The sequence below is a fragment of the Duganella qianjiadongensis genome (genome assembly GCF_009857915.1).
GTDB lineage: Bacteria > Pseudomonadota > Gammaproteobacteria > Burkholderiales > Burkholderiaceae_D > Rugamonas > Rugamonas qianjiadongensis.
This window is the reverse complement of sequence record NZ_WWCM01000017.1, coordinates 48,001-64,431: the sequence shown is the minus strand read 5'-3', so window position 1 is coordinate 64,431 and position 16,431 is coordinate 48,001. Positions and strand designations below refer to the sequence as shown.

At 60.6% G+C, this 16,431-nt stretch carries 14 protein-coding genes; 7 read left to right on the top strand and 7 right to left on the bottom strand.

Going from position 1 to position 16,431, the window contains the following annotated elements:
* Positions 1 to 55 precede the first annotated feature (55 nt).
* The 4 genes from GTP27_RS19460 to GTP27_RS19445 form a co-directional block, all read right to left on the bottom strand.
* Positions 56 to 766 (bottom strand): REP-associated tyrosine transposase, encoded by a 711-nt coding sequence (locus tag GTP27_RS19460; protein WP_161040800.1) that lies wholly within the window; start codon positions 764 to 766, stop codon positions 56 to 58.
* 123 nt (positions 767 to 889) lie between these two features.
* On the bottom strand, positions 890 to 1,570 hold the full coding sequence (locus GTP27_RS19455) for a response regulator transcription factor (protein WP_161040799.1): 681 nt from the start codon (positions 1,568 to 1,570) through the stop codon (positions 890 to 892).
* A 92-nt stretch (positions 1,571 to 1,662) separates the two neighbouring features.
* The gene (locus GTP27_RS19450) at positions 1,663 to 2,751 is read right to left on the bottom strand and encodes a PAS domain-containing sensor histidine kinase (protein WP_161040798.1); all 1,089 of its coding nucleotides are present in this window, start codon (positions 2,749 to 2,751) and stop codon (positions 1,663 to 1,665) included.
* Positions 2,751 to 5,867 carry a DEAD/DEAH box helicase gene (locus tag GTP27_RS19445; RefSeq protein WP_161040797.1) on the bottom strand — a complete coding sequence of 1,039 codons (3,117 nt, stop codon included), beginning with the start codon at positions 5,865 to 5,867 and terminating at the stop codon, positions 2,751 to 2,753. Before GTP27_RS19445 ends, GTP27_RS19450 begins: the two co-directional genes overlap by 1 nt.
* A gap of 217 nt (positions 5,868 to 6,084) precedes the next feature.
* Here GTP27_RS19445 and GTP27_RS19440 point away from each other — a divergent pair, with 217 nt between their 5' ends.
* The 3 genes from GTP27_RS19440 (at position 6,085) to GTP27_RS19430 (ending at position 9,449) form a co-directional block, all read left to right on the top strand.
* Entirely contained in the window at positions 6,085 to 8,433 is a 2,349-nt protein-coding gene (locus tag GTP27_RS19440) for a Tex family protein (protein ID WP_161040796.1), read from the top strand.
* Between the two features lie 70 nt (positions 8,434 to 8,503).
* The gene (gene grxD / locus GTP27_RS19435) at positions 8,504 to 8,818 is read left to right on the top strand and encodes a Grx4 family monothiol glutaredoxin (protein ID WP_161040795.1); all 315 of its coding nucleotides are present in this window, start codon (positions 8,504 to 8,506) and stop codon (positions 8,816 to 8,818) included.
* Positions 8,811 to 9,449, top strand: coding sequence for a UbiX family flavin prenyltransferase (locus tag GTP27_RS19430; protein WP_161040794.1), 639 nt, complete (start codon positions 8,811 to 8,813; stop codon positions 9,447 to 9,449). Before grxD ends, GTP27_RS19430 begins: the two co-directional genes overlap by 8 nt.
* Here the strand turns inward: GTP27_RS19430 and GTP27_RS24080 are convergent.
* From GTP27_RS24080 to GTP27_RS19420, 3 genes are all read right to left on the bottom strand, one after another.
* Positions 9,421 to 9,549, bottom strand: coding sequence for a hypothetical protein (locus GTP27_RS24080; protein ID WP_286173270.1), 129 nt, complete (start codon positions 9,547 to 9,549; stop codon positions 9,421 to 9,423). The genes GTP27_RS19430 and GTP27_RS24080 overlap by 29 nt on opposite strands.
* Positions 9,550 to 9,856: 307 nt before the next feature.
* A complete protein-coding gene (locus GTP27_RS19425) occupies positions 9,857 to 10,264 on the bottom strand; it encodes a hypothetical protein (RefSeq protein WP_161040793.1) in 408 nt (135 codons plus the stop codon).
* 239 nt (positions 10,265 to 10,503) lie between these two features.
* Positions 10,504 to 11,568 carry an MBL fold metallo-hydrolase gene (locus tag GTP27_RS19420; RefSeq protein WP_161040792.1) on the bottom strand — a complete coding sequence of 355 codons (1,065 nt, stop codon included), beginning with the start codon at positions 11,566 to 11,568 and terminating at the stop codon, positions 10,504 to 10,506.
* Positions 11,569 to 11,676: 108 nt separating this feature from the next.
* On the opposite strand from GTP27_RS19420, the gene GTP27_RS19415 reads away from it, so the two are divergent.
* From GTP27_RS19415 to GTP27_RS19400, 4 genes are all read left to right on the top strand, one after another.
* Entirely contained in the window at positions 11,677 to 12,081 is a 405-nt protein-coding gene (locus tag GTP27_RS19415) for a MerR family transcriptional regulator (RefSeq protein ID WP_155435718.1), read from the top strand.
* Positions 12,082 to 12,171: 90 nt separating this feature from the next.
* Complete coding sequence (locus GTP27_RS19410; RefSeq protein ID WP_161040791.1) at positions 12,172 to 13,356, top strand: isovaleryl-CoA dehydrogenase; 1,185 nt, start codon at positions 12,172 to 12,174, stop codon at positions 13,354 to 13,356.
* A gap of 57 nt (positions 13,357 to 13,413) precedes the next feature.
* On the top strand, positions 13,414 to 15,237 hold the full coding sequence (aceK, locus tag GTP27_RS19405; RefSeq protein ID WP_161040790.1) for a bifunctional isocitrate dehydrogenase kinase/phosphatase: 1,824 nt from the start codon (positions 13,414 to 13,416) through the stop codon (positions 15,235 to 15,237).
* Positions 15,230 to 16,429, top strand: a complete 1,200-nt coding sequence (locus GTP27_RS19400) for an acetyl-CoA C-acyltransferase (RefSeq protein ID WP_161040789.1) — start codon at positions 15,230 to 15,232, stop codon at positions 16,427 to 16,429. The genes aceK and GTP27_RS19400 overlap by 8 nt, the downstream gene beginning before the upstream one ends.
* Positions 16,430 to 16,431 lie beyond the last annotated feature (2 nt).

The window sequence follows — 16,431 nt, the reverse complement described above, 5'->3', positions numbered from 1 at the left end:
CGTAATTACATGTCCCGTGGTGGTTTACTTGGTGCTGGCGGTGTCTGCTCTGGAATTATTCGGGATTTTCCGCTTCTGCTCGAACCTTGAATGGCCGCCCCCGTTTCGCCGGCAGTACCTGCCGCTTCACGCGCTGCTGCAGGGTCAGCTGGAACTGTTCCGAGCCCAGCGGCCAGCCTTTCAGCAGGGCTTTGGAGATATGCGCCACCTCTTGCGCGCTCAGGGCCGGTTCGGACAGGGCCAGATAAGCCGCTTCGCGCTCGAACGGCGTATTGCCCAGCTGCCAGAAACGGGCGTGGTCGATAATCAGGCCATCGGCACGCAAGCCCGCATGGTGGCCGAAGCTGGACCAGGGGTAATCCTGCGCCCGCGCCACCATGCCGTTGCGCACCGGGTTGAACTCGATATAGCGGCAGGTGGCCATGAAATATTGCTCGGCATCGATCAGCGACGTCTTGTAGCGGCCATTCCACAGCGTGCCGCTACGGCCGTATTTCTGGTTGAAGTAGGGCACGTAGTAGCGGCCTATCCACTGCATCATCTGCCCCAGTCCCTGATCATCGGCCGGCGTGGCCAGCAGATGCAGGTGATTAGGCATCAGCACATAGGCATGGATGGCCACCTTGTAATTCTTTGCCGCCGTGCGCAGCCAGCCCAGAAAAGTCTGGTAGTCGTCCGTGTCGCGGAATATCAGTTGATCGTTATTGCCGGTCTGAATCACATGGTGAGGCTGGCCGGGCACAATCAGGCGCGGTAAACGGGCCATAAACGGGTGCTCCAGAGTGGGTATGCAACGATTCTACCGCACTCTGTCCCCGATTATTTTTCGAAATGTAAAAAATCGACCGACTCTGTCCCTATTTTAATGCAAGGGATGGGGGAAATTAAATCAGGAAAGATTGAAGCTGGCGGACAGGCTGTAGCCTTCGCCATAGGCGCTGCGCAGCGGCAGATCCTGCCCCAGACCCGTGCGCGCTTTCTTGCGCAGGCGGTAGACCAGCATATCGACCCGGCGCCCTGCATCAGGATCATCGCCGCCTATGCCGGCCACGATCACCTGACGCGGCACGGGACGGGTATTGATGGTCAGCAGATGGAGGAAATTGCATTCTTTTTCCGTCAGCGTGATCTTGCTGCCTTCCAGCTCCAGCTGGCGCGCACTGACGCGCAAGGTCCATTTGCTCAGCACCGGAGCCGCTTCCTGCGGCCCCACACGGCGATTGAGCGCCTCGATATGGGCTGCCAGCTCAGGGAATTTGATGGGTTTGGTCAGATAGTGGTCAGCGCCCAGGCGCAGACCCAGTATGCGGTTATCGAAGGCCACCCGGCCCGTCAGCACCAGCAGGCCGATCTGCGGGTACAGCTGGCGCATGCGGGGAATCACGTTAAAACCGTCTTCGTCGGGCAGGCCCAGATCGAGCACGACCACGCCGACATTGCCCTGGCTCAGGGCCGACCACATTTCGCTGGCACTATTGGTGATACGTACCTCATGCTTGAGCTCAACCAGAAACTCTGCCATTTCCTCGGCATAGTCCAGATTGTCTTCTACGATGAGTATCTGCGTCATTGATGCGCCATGAATTCTAAATCCGAGCAACGTGCCCAGCCCCGCCCTGCCAGAATGGCTTGCGTTAAGGAATTATCACTGCTGCAACCTTACTAAGCAAGAACTTTCCCTGCTTCACTAGCAATTGGCAACCAAATACGGAATTCCATGCCCCCGCCTTCAGCATAACGCGCTGTCAGCATACCACCATGAACCTCGATTACTGCGCCAGCCATGTACAAACCTAAACCTGAACCAGCCACATGGGCAGCGTTGTTTCCGCGATACGCTTTCTGGAAAATCTGACCCAGTTCAGCCTCGGCCACGCCGCCGCCATGGTCGCGCACCAGCATTTCCAGTCCACCGCCTGCCGCCATACGGCCGCTCACTTCGATGGCAGACTCCGCCGGCGTGTACTTGATGGCGTTATCGAGCAGTATATCAAGGCATAGCCGCAGGCCAGCCGGGTCGCAGCGCAGCTGCGCCGGCAGATTCCCCAGCGCCAGCGTCAGACTGGCGCGCCGGCTGCCGGCCTGCTGAACGGCCGCCTGCAGCAGACTGGCTGGCGCTACCTGATCGGGATGGCGCTCGCGGCCGATAGCCGCCATGCGCTGGGGTGTCAGATGTTCGTCCACCAGCGCCAGCAGACGGTCGGCTGCCGTCTGGATCTTGCGGTAGCGCTTGCGCGTGCTTTCATCGTGATCTTTGCCCGTCATTTCCAGCAACTGCGCAGCGCCATCGATCACCGCCAGCGGCGTGCGGAATTCGTGCGACAGCATGGAAGTGAACTGCTTCTGCTGCACCGCTAGCGCCTGCGCCTCGGTCATGTCGCGCACGATGCCATGGATGCGCCGCAGCCTACCGTCAGCTTCCGGCATCAGGGTGGTGATGATTTCCAGCGACAGCAGATGACCATCGGCATGCGACAACTGCAGCGCGCGCCGCACCTGCCAGCGCGTAACGTCGCCGTCTGCATAGCGGGCCAGCCGGACCGGCAGGGCTGCCAGCAGCGGTGCGGCCAGCGCCTGCGCGCCGGCCAGCGTGTAGCCGAACTGCCGCTCGCAGGCCGGACTCAGCCAGATCAGGCCCCCTGCATCGGCAATAAAACTGGCTTCCTCGCTGTAGGCCAGCCATTCGCGGCAGCGCTGCAGCTCGGCCTGCGCTGCCGCCAGAGCGGCTTCCAGTTCGGCGCGGCCGTTCATTATTCCACCAGCGGTGCAAAAATCTGCTGCAGGTCTTCCTGTGTCAGCGCCATCTTCTGCGACTCGCCTTCGGCCAGTATCGACTGGGCCAGATCGGATTTTTTCTGCTGCAGCAGCTGTATCTTCTCTTCCAGCGTGCCTTTGGCGATCAGCTTGTAGACAAACACCGGCTTGTCCTGACCGATACGCCAGGCCCGGTCGGTGGCCTGATTTTCCGCTGCCGGATTCCACCACGGATCGTAGTGGATCACGGTATCGGCCGCCGTCAGGTTCAGGCCCACACCGCCCGCTTTCAGGCTGATCAGGAAGATCGGCACGGCGCCCTGCTGGAACGCTGCTACCTGCGCGCTACGGTCCTTGGTATCGCCGGTCAGCAGCGCATACGGAATATCGCGTTCTTCGAGTTCTTCCTGTATCAGTTCGAGCATGCTGGTGAACTGCGAGAACACCAGAATCTTGCGTTTTTCTTCCAGCAGGTCTTCCACCATCTGCATCAGATCGACCAGCTTGGCCGACGGTGCAGCCGCTTTCTTGCCGCTCAGCGATTTCACCAGACGGGGATCGCAGCACACCTGACGCAGCTTGAGCAGCGCTTCCAGTATCACGATCTGGCTGCGCGCCACGCCCTTGCGGTCGATTTCCTCGCGCACTTTCTGGTCCATCGCCAGCCGCACGGTTTCGTACAGGTCGCGCTGGGCACCCGTGAGTTCCACCTTGCGCACCATTTCCGTCTTCGGCGGCAATTCCTTGGCCACATGGTCCTTGGTCCGACGCAGCAGGAAAGGCTTGATGCGGCGGTTCAGCAGAGCGCGCCGCAGCGGGTCGTCCTGCCGTTCGATCGGATGGCGGAATACCGTGTTGAAGCCTTTTTCATCGCCCAGCAAGCCCGGCAGCAGGAAGTGGAACTGCGACCACAGCTCGCCCAGATGGTTTTCCAGCGGCGTGCCGGACAGGCACAGGCGGTGACGGGCTTTCAGCAGGCCGGCGCTCTGGGCTGCCTTGCTGCGGGTATTCTTGATGTAGTGCGATTCGTCGAGGATGACCAGATGGAAATCATGCTCGCGCAGCTTTTCCTCGTCGCGCGGCAGCAGCGCGTAGGTGGTCAGCACCAGATCGGCTTCGGCGATCTGGTCGAACTGGCCCATACGCTCCTTGCCCTGCAACAGCAGCACGCGCAGACTGGGCGCGAAGCGGGCCGCCTCTTCCTGCCAGTTGCCCATCAGGCTGGTCGGCGCAATCACCAGCGCGGGCGCCGTCAGACGGCCGGCTTCTTTTTCCACCAGAATGTGGGCCAGCGTCTGCACGGTCTTGCCCAAGCCCATGTCGTCGGCCAGGATGCCAGCAAAGCCGTATTCGCGCAGGAACTGCATCCACGACAGACCGTCCGTCTGGTAGTCGCGCAGGGTCGCCTGCAGGCCGGCCGGCGTGGCGATACGCTTGATCGAGCCGAACTGGTTCAGACGGGCGCCCATTTCGCGCAGCTCATCGCCACCGGTCCACGCCATGTCCACCGAACGGGCCAGCTCGTCCAGACGGGCGGCATCGAGGCTGGTCATGCGCAGGGTAGGCTTGATCTTGTCGCTGAAATACAGCTCGCCCAGCGTATTCAGGATAGGCCGCACGCGCGCCCATGGCAGCGCTACGCGGCGGCCATCGGCCAGCACGGCCAGCATCTGGTCTTCATCGCCATGCTGGGCGATGACTTTCGGCGCGAAATCGTTGGGCGCATTGCGGATCAGCTGGACCAGCAGCGGCAGCAGCGACACCCGTTCCTGTTCTACATTAATGCCCAGTTCCAGCTCGAACCACGCATGGCCGCCATCGGCCGGGTCCTGCTCCACTTCGGCAAACCAGTCGCCCACTTCCGTCAGGTCGTAGCGGTATTTGGTGGTTTTTTCGATCTTCCAGCCCGCTGCACGCAGATCAGCGATGCCGTCGCGGCCAAAACGTATCCACTCGGCTTGCGATGGCAGCAATAATCCACCTTTGACGCTGCTCAGCGGCAAGGTAGCCGGCGCCACAAACTGGCGTTCCTGCAGCAAGGCCAGCGCCGCTGCTTCCGCCGTTTCGTTACGCTGGATAATTTCCGTCACGTCGCCCTTCTGCCGCACCACACGCTGGGACGGGTCGAACGATACCCGCTCGCCATCGTAGTCGAACGACAGCACGGCAAAATCATGCCAGCGCTGGATGGAACCATCGGCCAGCATGGCGGCGTCCAGCGTCAGCACGGCACGCGGCAACACATCGTCACGCAGGCGCTGCGGCAAAGGTTGCGGCAGCGGCATCAGCTGCTGCAGGCCGTGCGCCAGCAGCAGCTGCGATACGCGCAGCTTTTCGTTATTGGTCAGCAACGGGGCTTGCGCCACGAGCGCCTGCAGATCGGCCAGCGGAATCTGGGCGCCGCCCTGATTCAGCTGCAGCACGCCACAGGACAGATTGTCGATATACCAAGGCGGATCGGTCGGCAGCATGTAGTCGACCTGATCGGCGCCGCTATGACGCGCATTGGGCGGCGCCTGCACCTGCCAGCCCAGCCGCAGCCCCTTGCCTTCTTCGCGCCATGCCAGATGCGCCTCGCGCATCACCCCGCCTTTGAGCGGGTAGACCAGACCATTACCCACATCGGCCCACGAGTTTGCCCAAAGCAATTTATCCTGCTCGGCCAGCATCGCCAGCAGGGCCGCACCGATCTTGCCGCGCGGTTCAGTTGCCGAGCCCGTCTGCGAGCTGGCGCCACTGCGCATGGCCACAAAGAAACGGATCAGGTCTTCGTCGCCGGGCGACAAAAAGCTGGGCGGGGCCGACAGCAGCGAAAAAATTTCGCTCACCGGACTGGCCGCAGCGACATCGCCATTCGGCTTCAGGCGCGCCTTGTACAGGCACAGCGCCACATGACGGCCGCCGCTGGTGGGCGCCATCACATAAATCAGTTTATGGGCAGACAGCTTGGGGTCCGCTTCCGGCGGCGGGGTATGCAGTTTGGCCTTGGGATGCGCTGCCGCATCCACCCGCTGCAGCCAGGTGGCGACAGCGTACGACAATTGATTCGCAGGCGGCGCAGGGCGCGCAGGTGCAGCGGGAGCAGCAGGGGCGTCGTCGCGGGTTAAATCCATGGGTCGCATTGTTGGTCAAAGATGGTTCAAAAACAGCAACAGGCGATATTATCCGCCATACACGCTTTTATGTTTGCGGATTCTTCATATTTCCCCATTTTTCGTGCGCTCATGCGCCCTGCACGCAACGGGTACACACAGACCACCGGCTGTCAAGACTGGCAGATTCGCGCCGATTGCGTATCATTCCGAGCTTGATTGCTGAGGAATACCGTCCATGCTGCCTACCATAGAACAACGTCTCGCCACTGAACTCAACTGCAAAGCCCCGCAAGTTGCCGCCGCCGTCGCCCTGCTCGACGAAGGCGCCACCGTGCCGTTTATTGCCCGCTACCGTAAGGAAGTGACGGGCGGACTGGACGATACCCAGTTGCGCCTGCTGGAAGAGCGGCTGCGCTATCTGCGCGAGCTGGAAGACCGCCGCGCCGCCATCATTGCCTCGATTACCGAGCAGAACAAGATGACGCCGGAACTGCTCGAGGCCGTCATGCACGCCGAAGACAAGACCCGGCTGGAAGACCTGTACCTGCCCTACAAGCCGAAACGCCGCACCAAGGCCCAGATCGCCATCGAAGCGGGGCTGGCGCCGCTGGCCGAAAGCCTGCTGGGCAATCCTGCACTGGATCCGGAAGCGGAAGCGGGCAAATACCTGCGCGCACCGTTCGAGTCGGCCGACGGCAACAATCCCGGCGTGGCCGACAACAAGGCCGCGCTCGATGGCGCGCGCCAGATACTGATGGAGCGCTTTGCCGAAGACGCTACCCTGCTGCAATCCTTGCGCGAATATGTGCAGGAGCACGGTATTGTTGAATCCAGGGTCGTCGAGGGCAAGCAGGAAGAAGGCGAAAAATTCGCCGACTACTTCGATTACACGGAAAACCTCAGCAGCATTCCCTCGCACCGCGCGCTGGCCCTGCTGCGCGGCCGCCGCGAAGGCATGCTGGACGTGACCCTGCGGCTGGACTCCGAGCCGGAAAAACCGAAATGGGATGCGCCGCACAACCCCTGCGAAAGCCGGATTGCGGCCCGTTTCGGCATCAGACAGGCGGGCCGTCCTGCCGACAAATGGCTGTGCGACACGGCGCGCTGGACCTGGCGCGTGAAGAGCTTCATGCATCTGGAAACCGAACTGATGGGCGCGCTGCGCGAAGCGGCCGAACAGTCGGCCATCAATGTGTTCGCCACCAATCTGAAAGCCCTGCTGCTGGCGGCACCGGCTGGCCAGCGCGCCACCATGGGGCTGGACCCGGGCTTGCGCACGGGCGTCAAAGTGGCCGTGGTCGATGCCACCGGCAAGGTGGTCGATACGGCCGTGATCTACCCGCACCAGCCGAAAAACGACTGGCACGGATCGCTGCATACGCTGGGCCAGCTGGCCATCAAGCACAAGGTGTCGCTGATTTCCATCGGTAACGGCACGGCCTCGCGCGAAACGGATAAGCTGGCGCAGGAACTGATCAAGCTGTATCCGGAACAGAAAATGAACAAGATCGTCGTGTCGGAAGCGGGGGCGTCGGTGTACTCGGCGTCGGAATTCGCTTCGCGCGAACTGCCGGAGATGGATGTGTCGCTGCGCGGCGCCGTCTCGATTGCGCGCCGCCTGCAGGACCCGCTGGCCGAACTGGTGAAAATCGATCCGAAATCGATCGGTGTGGGCCAGTACCAGCACGATGTGTCGCAAACCCAGCTGGCGCGCAGTCTTGATGCCGTGGTGGAAGATTGCGTGAATGCGGTAGGGGTCGACGTCAACACGGCCTCGGTGCCCCTGCTGACGCGGGTGTCCGGCCTGTCCGCCTCGGTGGCGCAAGCCATCGTCAACTACCGCGATGCCAAGGGCGCTTTCCCTAACCGCGCCGCGCTGAAAGCCGTACCCCGTCTCGGTGACAAGACCTTCGAACAGGCGGCCGGCTTCCTGCGCGTGATGGGCGGCGAAAACCCGCTCGACGCCTCCGCCGTGCACCCGGAATCCTACCCGCTGGTGGAAAAAATCCTGCGCGACATTAACAAGGACATCAAGGCCGTGATCGGTGAAACCAGCCTGATCAAGACACTGCAGCCGGCCAAATATGCCGACGCACAGTTCGGTGTGCCGACCATTAGCGACATCCTGAAGGAACTGGAAAAACCGGGGCGCGATCCCCGTCCCGAGTTCACCACCGCCACTTTCAAGGACGGCGTGGAAGAAATCAGCGACCTGCGTCCCGACATGATCCTCGAAGGCGTGGTCACCAATGTGGCAGCGTTCGGCGCGTTTGTCGATATCGGCGTGCATCAGGATGGTCTGGTACACATTTCCGCGCTGTCGAACAGCTTCGTCAAAGACCCGCACACCGTGGTCAAAGCCGGGCAGGTGGTGAAAGTCAAAGTGCTGGAAGTCGATGCCAAGCGCAAACGTATCGCCCTGACCATGCGCCTGAGCGACAGCGCCCCTGTGGCGGGCAGCAACCCGCAGCAGCGTGCCGACCGCAATGACCGCCGCAGCATGGGCCAGCATAGCAAGCAGACGGCCAAAGCCGAACCGCTGGGCGGCAGCATGGCCGCCGCCTTCGCCAAGCTGCGCTCCTGAGGCAAAATACGGCCTTGGGCATTTTCTTATAAAATATCGAGATTCAATACATCTTTACACTGAGGTAGCCATGAGCGACGACGTAAAAACCTGGATCAAAGACACTGTGAGCAACACCAAAGTGGTGCTGTTCATGAAGGGCACTGCCCAGTTCCCGCAATGCGGCTTTTCCGGCCGTGCCATCCAGATTCTGAAAGCCTGCGGCGTTGAAAACATTGCAACCGTGAACGTGCTGGATGATCCGGAAGTGCGTCAGGGCATCAAGGAATACTCGAACTGGCCCACCATTCCGCAGCTGTACGTCAACGGTGAATTCATCGGCGGCTCGGACATCATGACCGAGATGTACGAATCGGGCGAGCTGAAAGCCCTGCTCGATGCCTGATCGTCCGCGGCGTATCGTTGTAGCCATTACCGGTGCCACCGGCGCCGTGTATGGCTTGCGTCTGCTGCAATTTTTACGCGATGCCCCCGGCATCGAAAGCCACCTGATCCTGTCCGACGCAGCCATCCTGACTTTGCATCAGGAAACCGGCCTGCAGAAGCGCGAGGTGGAAGCGCTGGCCCATGTGGTGCACAAGGTGCGCGACATCGGCGCCAGCGTGGCCAGCGGCTCGTTCCAGTCCGATGGCATGATCATCGCCCCCTGCTCGATGAAAACCCTGGCCTCCGTGGCCCATGGCTTAGCCGATAACCTGATTGCCCGCGCGGCCGATGTGGTGCTCAAGGAGCGTCGCCGGCTCGTGCTGATGGTGCGCGAAACGCCGTTCAATCTGGCGCACCTGCGCAATATGACAGCCGTCACGGAAATGGGCGGCATCATCTTCCCGCCACTGCCTAGTTTCTATCACCAGCCTGCCAGCATCGCTGACATGGTGGACCACACGGTGGCACGCGTGCTCGACCTGTTCCAGATCGAACACGGCCTTGCACCGCGCTGGCAGGGCATGCAGGCCGCTAGCACCGGCACTGTCGCCAGCCAGGCGGCTAGCGCTGGTCGTACGACTGGCCGCTGAGCCGTTTCAGCTCGCGTGCCTCTTCCACCATGCGGCGATGGGCGATGCGTTTGCGCATCACTTCCGCATGCTGGGCCGCCGTCATGGGCGGAGCGGTCATCAGATCCTTCAACTGCGCAACATTACTATAATTGCTATTCATCGGATGGCTCAAAACCGTAACTCCCGGAATAAGGTGGATGCGAAGTTGTTGCGTGCACACACTGCTCGGACTGCACACCTCACTGTACCTCAAAACCATGTCGAAACCATGACATTGCGCAGAAGTTCACAAAATAAAAAAGGCGCCACAGTGGGCGCCTATGCCGAACAAAAACTGGCTAGCCAGTGAAACTAGTTTCACCAGAGAACAAGCCATCCAATAGTCACAAACGGTCAACTTATCTCCGTACTACTACGGATTTTTACTACTTTTGGTAGTTAACCCGTACCAGCATGCGGATAAATTCACGTGCAATCTGGCGATGATGTTCGTCCAGACGTTGTAAATCTGCGATTAATTTGACGTCCGCCGACTCGAAACGTGACAGGCCGGTAGCGCTATCTCCTTGCGGAGCATCACTTTCGGCGCCGCCGAAGCGCAGCCAGTCGGCCGGTACGCCCAGCCACTGTGCAATCATGCGCAACTTTTCCTGGGTAGGAATGGCTTCGCCGACCAGCCATTTGCGGGCAGCGTGTACCGTGATGGGGCGGCCATCAAAACGGATATTGAATTCCCGAGCGAGCCGGGTGGGGCTGTCGGGGGAGTAGTGGGCATTTTTCAGCGCCTGCTGGAGGCGCTGGCTAAAGCTTTCGCGTTCATTTGAGGAATTCATATTGGCACTATTTCACGTTGCGGCATGAAAGTCAGTCTATGCCGAGACAGGCTGATTTGTGACATCTGGCGAATTCGAGCGACACATTTACCCAATCTAATACCAATCCAACACCAGATTCCTGAACTGAACAAAATTCGGTTTATGTTTTTTCATGGAAACATCTGCTCTTGGTTTATTTTAGTTTAAAACCAGAAATTATTCGCTAAGAATTTTCATCTGCTAGCCACTACGCCACACTAGTCCTGCGCAAGCCGGAAAAGTAGGCTGCCATCGGCTTCGGCGACGCGCTGCAGCACCCCGTCATACCACAAGGCATGCAGGTGGGCTAAGGCTTCCCCTAATGCAAAGCTCATCTGGTGGGCATCGAGGGGACGGCGGAACATCAGTGGCACGATGCTCGCTGCCGACTGGTATGTATGACAGGCCAATACCACTTCGGCCAGACGCTCGCGATGGTGCTCGCGCAGTTGCAAAATACGTAATGGCATGCCACGGAAAGGCAGCCCGTGCGACGGTAAAACCAATACATCATTTGGCCATTTGGCAAATTTATCCAAAGATTCAAGATAGCGGGTCAAAGGATTGCCTTCCGGCTCGACGGCAAACACGGAGACATTGGTGGAAATGCGCGGCAGCAGCATATCTCCCGCGATCAGCAGCTTATCTTTCTCGCAATACAAGGCCACATGCTCGGGCGAATGGCCATAGCCGCACACCACCTGCCAGACCCGCTCGCCTATCGTCAGCAACTGGCCATCCTGCAGGCGGGTATAGCTGGCCGGTACGGCCGGCACCAGCGAGGGATAGTAATTCTTGCGCGCACTCATCTGCTCCAGCAGCGCCGGATCGCGCAGGCCATGGCGCTGGAAGTGCGTCACCGCGGCGGCATTATCCACGCCGGGCAAGGCGGCCGACATCATGCGCGCAAACGCATATTCGCCCGCGCTGGTCCATAGCGCCACCTGCCAGCGCTGGCACAGCCAGTGGGCCAGACCGATATGGTCGGGATGGCTATGGGTGGCCAGCACGCGCCGCACCGGCAGGCCTTGCAGTTGATCGGCAAAGATCTGCTCCCACGCCGCCTGCGTGGCCGCCGTAGCCACGCCGCTATCGACGATGGTCCAGCCAGCGCCATCGCGCAGCAGCCACAGATTGATATGGTCGAGCGCAAACGGCAGCGGCATGCGCAGCCAGCCCACGCCGGGCGCCAGCCATTGCACGGTGCCGGTAGCCGGCACGGTATCCCCCAGCGGGTAGGTCAGTGCCGCGGCAAGGGCAGCGCGGCTAGCGGAAGTGCTCAATTTTTCTCCTCGGCCTGCAGTTCAGGCTACAATGGGATTGACGTTGACGTAAACGGAAACATTCGCAGTTACCCCATCAGCTATATCAGACTTTAGCGCACAGGACCAATGCCTACCTACACCATTACCGAACTGGCCCGTGAATTCGATATCACCGCGCGCGCCATCCGCTTCTACGAAGACCAGGGCCTGCTCAGCCCCTCGCGCGAAGGCGCAGGCGGGCGCAACCGCGTCTACACGCCGCGCGACCGCACCCGGCTGAAACTGACGCTGCGCGGCAAACGCCTCGGCCTGTCGCTCTCGGAAATCAAGAGTCTGGTGGACATGTACGAAACGCCTAAAGATACGGCAGCCCAGATGCACCGCTTCCTCGGCGTGCTGGCCCAGCACCGCGAAACGCTGGAACAGCAGCGCGAAGACATCGAAATGTCGCTGGCCGAAATCACCGCCCACGAAGACGAATGCAAGCGCCTGCTGGCCGCCATCGGCGCGCCTGCCGCCAAACCCGAGTAAGCTGCACAAAAAACTAGCAAGTTACGTTTACGTAAACGTCACTTGAGCGTATCATGTGCCGTTCCATACCACCAGAAGAATGAGGATGACATGCTCCATCTGCCCGGCCTGACCTTTGACCACGGCGAAGATATCGCCGCCCTGCGCGAAGCAGTGCAGCAGTTTGCTGCCGCCGAAATCGCGCCACGTGCCGCCGAAATCGACCGCAGCGACCAGTTCCCCATGGACCTGTGGCGCAAAATGGGCGATCTGGGCGTGCTCGGCATTACCGTGGGCGAAGAATACGGCGGCGCTAACATGGGCTATCTGGCCCACATCATCGCCATGGAAGAGATTTCCCGCGCCTCCGCCTCGGTCGGCCTGTCGTACGGCGCCCACTCGAATCTGTGTGTCAACCAGATCAAGCGCAACGGCAACGCCGCGCAGAAACAGAAATACCTGCCCAAGCTGATTTCGGGCGAATACATCGGCGCGCTGGCCATGTCCGAGCCGAACGCCGGTTCCGACGTGGTTTCCATGAAGCTGCGTGCCGACCTGAAGGGCGACCGCTATGTGCTGAACGGCTCGAAAATGTGGATCACCAACGGCCCCGACGCCGATGTGCTGGTGGTCTACGCCAAAACCGATCTGGCCGCCGGCCCGCGCGGCATGACGGCTTTCCTGATCGAGAAAGGCTATAAAGGCTTCTCCATCGCGCAGAAACTGGACAAGCTGGGCATGCGCGGTTCGCACACGGGCGAACTGGTGTTCGAAGATTGCGAGGTTCCGCTGGAAAACGTGCTGGGCGAAGTGGGCAAGGGCGTCAACGTGCTGATGTCCGGCCTCGATTTCGAACGCACCGTGCTGTCCGGCGGCCCGCTCGGCATCATGCAGGCCTGCATGGACAGTGTGGTGCCCTACATCCACGATCGCCAGCAATTTGGTCAGCCTATCGGCGAATTCCAGCTGATGCAGGGTAAGATTGCAGATATGTACTCGACCATGATGGCGTGCAAAGCGTATGTCTACGCCGTCGGTCAGGCTTGCGACCGGGCCACAACCCCGGAAGCAGTCCGCCAACTGCGTAAAGATGCAGCGGGAGCCATTTTGTATAGCGCAGAGAAAGCAACCTGGATGGCCGGTGAAGCCATCCAGACGCTGGGCGGCAACGGCTACATCAACGAGTATCCGGTCGGCCGCCTGTGGCGCGACGCCAAATTGTATGAGATCGGCGCCGGCACCAGCGAAATCCGCCGCATGCTGATTGGTCGCGAACTGTTCGCAGAAACCAAGTAAGCAGGGGATGTGCGTGAGCTGGGACGGCACACTAGAACACGCACATAAAGGTTAGCTATGACCCAGGCCGCATTTCCCAAGCTGCTGCGCTCGCAGATCGCTTTCGACATTGCCCGCACCATACGCGACGGTTTCGACAAGCACTACCGCCTGTTCCGCCAGACCAGCCAGCAGGCCAAGCTGCATTTCGAGCAGGGCGCGTGGGGCGAGGCGCAACAGGCCGCGCGCGAGCGTATCGGCTTCTATGACAAGCGCGTGCAGGAATGCGTGCAGATGCTGGAAGACGAGTACGAACAGTCGGAACTGACGGATGAAGTGTGGCGCGAGCTCAAGCTGCACTTTATCGGCATGCTATCCGACCACAAGCAGCCGGAGCTGGCCGAGAGTTTCTTCAACTCGGTCTGCTGCAACATCCTGCACCGCAGCTACTTCCACAACGAATTCATCTTCGTCCGCCCTGTCGTCTCGACCGAATACATCGAGACGGAAGAAATCGCGCCCACCTACCGCGTGTATTACCCGGCCACGGACGGCCTGCACTACACGCTCAAGCGCATCGTCACCAACTTCCAGCTCAATGCCGAATTCGCCGATCTGAACCGCGATGTCGATCTGGTGGAAGCCCGCCTGAAGTCCATCTTCGGCAATGCCAGGCTGGAGCCGAATCACCAGATCCAGGTGCTGTCTAGCCTGTTCTTCCGTAACAAGGGCGCCTACATCGTCGGCAAAGGCATTAACGGCAACCGCGAGTTCCCGTTTGTGGTGCCGATACTGCACAACCGCCACGGCCAGCTGGTGCTCGATACGGTGCTGTTCGACCATGAACAGATCACCATCCTGTTCTCGTTCACGCGCGCCTACTTCCTGGTCGATATGGAAGTGCCGTCGGCCTATGTGCAGTTCCTGCGCTCGCTGCTGCCGCGCAAGCCGCGCAGCGAGATCTACACCATCCTCGGCCTGCAAAAGCAGGGCAAGACGCTGTTCTACCGCGACTACCTGCAGCACCTCAAGCATTCGTCCGACCAGTTCGAAATCGCGCCCGGTATCCGCGGTCTGGTGATGCTGGTATTTGCCCTGCCCTCGTTCCCGTATGTGTTCAAGGTGATCAAGGATTTCTTCCCGCCGCCGAAAGAGACCTCGCGCGCGCTGATCAAGGAAAAATACCTGCTGGTGAAACACCACGACCGTGTGGGCCGCATGGCCGACACGCTGGAATACTCCAACGTGGCCTTCCCCCGTCACCGCTTCACCGACGCTCTGGTGGACGAACTGAAACATTTCGCCCCATCGCTGGTCGAAGAAGATGGCGAACAGCTGATCATCAAGCACCTGTACATCGAACGGCGCATGGTGCCGCTGAATATCTGGCTGGGCAACGCCGAGAAAGAGCACGACGAAGTCCAGCTCGAACACGGCATCATCGAATACGGCAATGCCATCAAGGAGCTGGTGGCGGCCAACATCTTCCCCGGCGATATGCTGTACAAGAACTTCGGCGTCACCCGTCACCAGCGCGTGGTGTTCTACGATTACGATGAAATCGAATACATCACCGACTGCCAGTTCCGTGCGATTCCGCAAGCCCGCACGGAAGAAGAAGAAATGGCTTCCGAGCCGTGGTACCCGATCGGCAAATCCGACGTGTTCCCCGAACAGTTCGGCGCTTTCCTGCTGGGGAATCCGCGCATCCGCCACTACTTCATGAAACACCATGCCGACCTGCTCACGCCCGCATGGTGGCAGGCCCGCAAGCAGCGCATACAGCAGGGCATCGTCGAAGACGTGTTCCCGTATCCGCAGCACATCCGTTTTTGCAATCAGCACACCTCAGCCCCGGCGGTGACCCCACCGCCATTTATGGAGACACTAGAAAATGAATGATCCTATCGTTATCGTCGGCGCCGCCCGTACCCCTATGGGTGCTTTCCAGGGCGATTTCAGCAGCAAGAGCGCACACGACCTGGGCGCCGTCGCCATCCAGGCCGCCGTAGCACGTTCCGGCATCGCCGGCGAACTGGTCGAGCACGTCTATTTCGGTAACTGCCTGATGGCCGGCCAAGGTCAGGCACCGGCCCGTCAGGCCCTGCTGAAAGCGGGTCTGCCCATGTCCACCGGCGCCGTCACCCTATCGAAAATGTGCGGCTCGGCCATGCAGGCGACCATCTTCGCGCACGACCAGCTGGTCGCCGGCAGCGCCGACGTGGTGATCGCCGGCGGCATGGAATCCATGACCAACGCACCGTATCTGGTGCCTAAGGCACGCGGCGGTTACCGCATCGGCCACGGCATGCTGTTCGACCACATGATGTACGACGGTCTGGAAGACGCCTACTCGCGTAACGAAAAAACCGGCGAAGGCCGTTCCATGGGCACTTTCGCTGAAGAGTGCTCGGCCAAGTACGAATTTACCCGCGAAGCGCAGGACAACTTCGCCATCGAATCCGTCAAGCGCGCACAGGTCGCCACCAAGGAAGGCTATTTCAACTGGGAGATCGCGCCTGTCACCGTCAGCAGCCGCGCCGGCGATGTAGTGATCGACAAGGATGAAGGCCCGCTCAAAGCCAAGGTCGACAAGATTCCTACCCTGCGCGCCGCCTTCAAGAAAGACGGCACCATCACTGCTGCCTCGTCCTCGTCCATCAACGACGGCGCCGCAGCACTGGTGCTGATGCGCGCCTCGACCGCGCAAAAGCTGGGTGCTACCGTGCTGGCCACCATCCACGGCCACGCCACCTTTGCCCAGGAACCGAACTGGTTCACCACCGCACCGATCGGCGCGATGGAAAAACTCTACAAAAAAGTCGGCTGGACCAGCAAGGACGTCGACCTGTTCGAGATTAACGAAGCCTTCGCTGCCGTGCCTATGGCTGCCATGCGCGACCTCGACATCCCGCACGACAAGGTCAACATCCACGGCGGCGCCTGCGCACTGGGCCACCCCATCGGCGCCTCGGGCGCCCGTATCATCGTCACCCTGATCGGCGCGCTGAAACGCACCGGCGGCAAGAAGGGCGTGGCGGCACTGTGCATAGGCGGCGGCGAAGCCACGGCCATCGCCATCGAACTGGCCTAAGG

Bases quoted from the DNA above. Each gene is read 5' to 3' on its own strand.
- GTP27_RS24080 (WP_286173270.1), bottom strand. From the start codon at position 9,549: ATGACCGCTCCGCCCATGACGGCGGCCCAGCATGCGGAAGTGATGCGC.
- GTP27_RS19445 (WP_161040797.1), bottom strand. From the start codon at position 5,867: ATGGATTTAACCCGCGACGACGCCCCTGCTGCTCCCGCTGCACCTGCG.
- GTP27_RS19460 (WP_161040800.1), bottom strand. From the start codon at position 766: ATGGCCCGTTTACCGCGCCTGATTGTGCCCGGCCAGCCTCACCATGTG.
- GTP27_RS19430 (WP_161040794.1), top strand. From the start codon at position 8,811: ATGCCTGATCGTCCGCGGCGTATCGTTGTAGCCATTACCGGTGCCACC.
- aceK (WP_161040790.1), top strand. From the start codon at position 13,414: ATGACCCAGGCCGCATTTCCCAAGCTGCTGCGCTCGCAGATCGCTTTC.
- grxD (WP_161040795.1), top strand. From the start codon at position 8,504: ATGAGCGACGACGTAAAAACCTGGATCAAAGACACTGTGAGCAACACC.
- GTP27_RS19415 (WP_155435718.1), top strand. From the start codon at position 11,677: ATGCCTACCTACACCATTACCGAACTGGCCCGTGAATTCGATATCACC.
- GTP27_RS19440 (WP_161040796.1), top strand. From the start codon at position 6,085: ATGCTGCCTACCATAGAACAACGTCTCGCCACTGAACTCAACTGCAAA.
- GTP27_RS19410 (WP_161040791.1), top strand. From the start codon at position 12,172: ATGCTCCATCTGCCCGGCCTGACCTTTGACCACGGCGAAGATATCGCC.
- GTP27_RS19425 (WP_161040793.1), bottom strand. From the start codon at position 10,264: ATGAATTCCTCAAATGAACGCGAAAGCTTTAGCCAGCGCCTCCAGCAG.
- GTP27_RS19455 (WP_161040799.1), bottom strand. From the start codon at position 1,570: ATGACGCAGATACTCATCGTAGAAGACAATCTGGACTATGCCGAGGAA.
- GTP27_RS19400 (WP_161040789.1), top strand. From the start codon at position 15,230: ATGAATGATCCTATCGTTATCGTCGGCGCCGCCCGTACCCCTATGGGT.
- GTP27_RS19450 (WP_161040798.1), bottom strand. From the start codon at position 2,751: ATGAACGGCCGCGCCGAACTGGAAGCCGCTCTGGCGGCAGCGCAGGCC.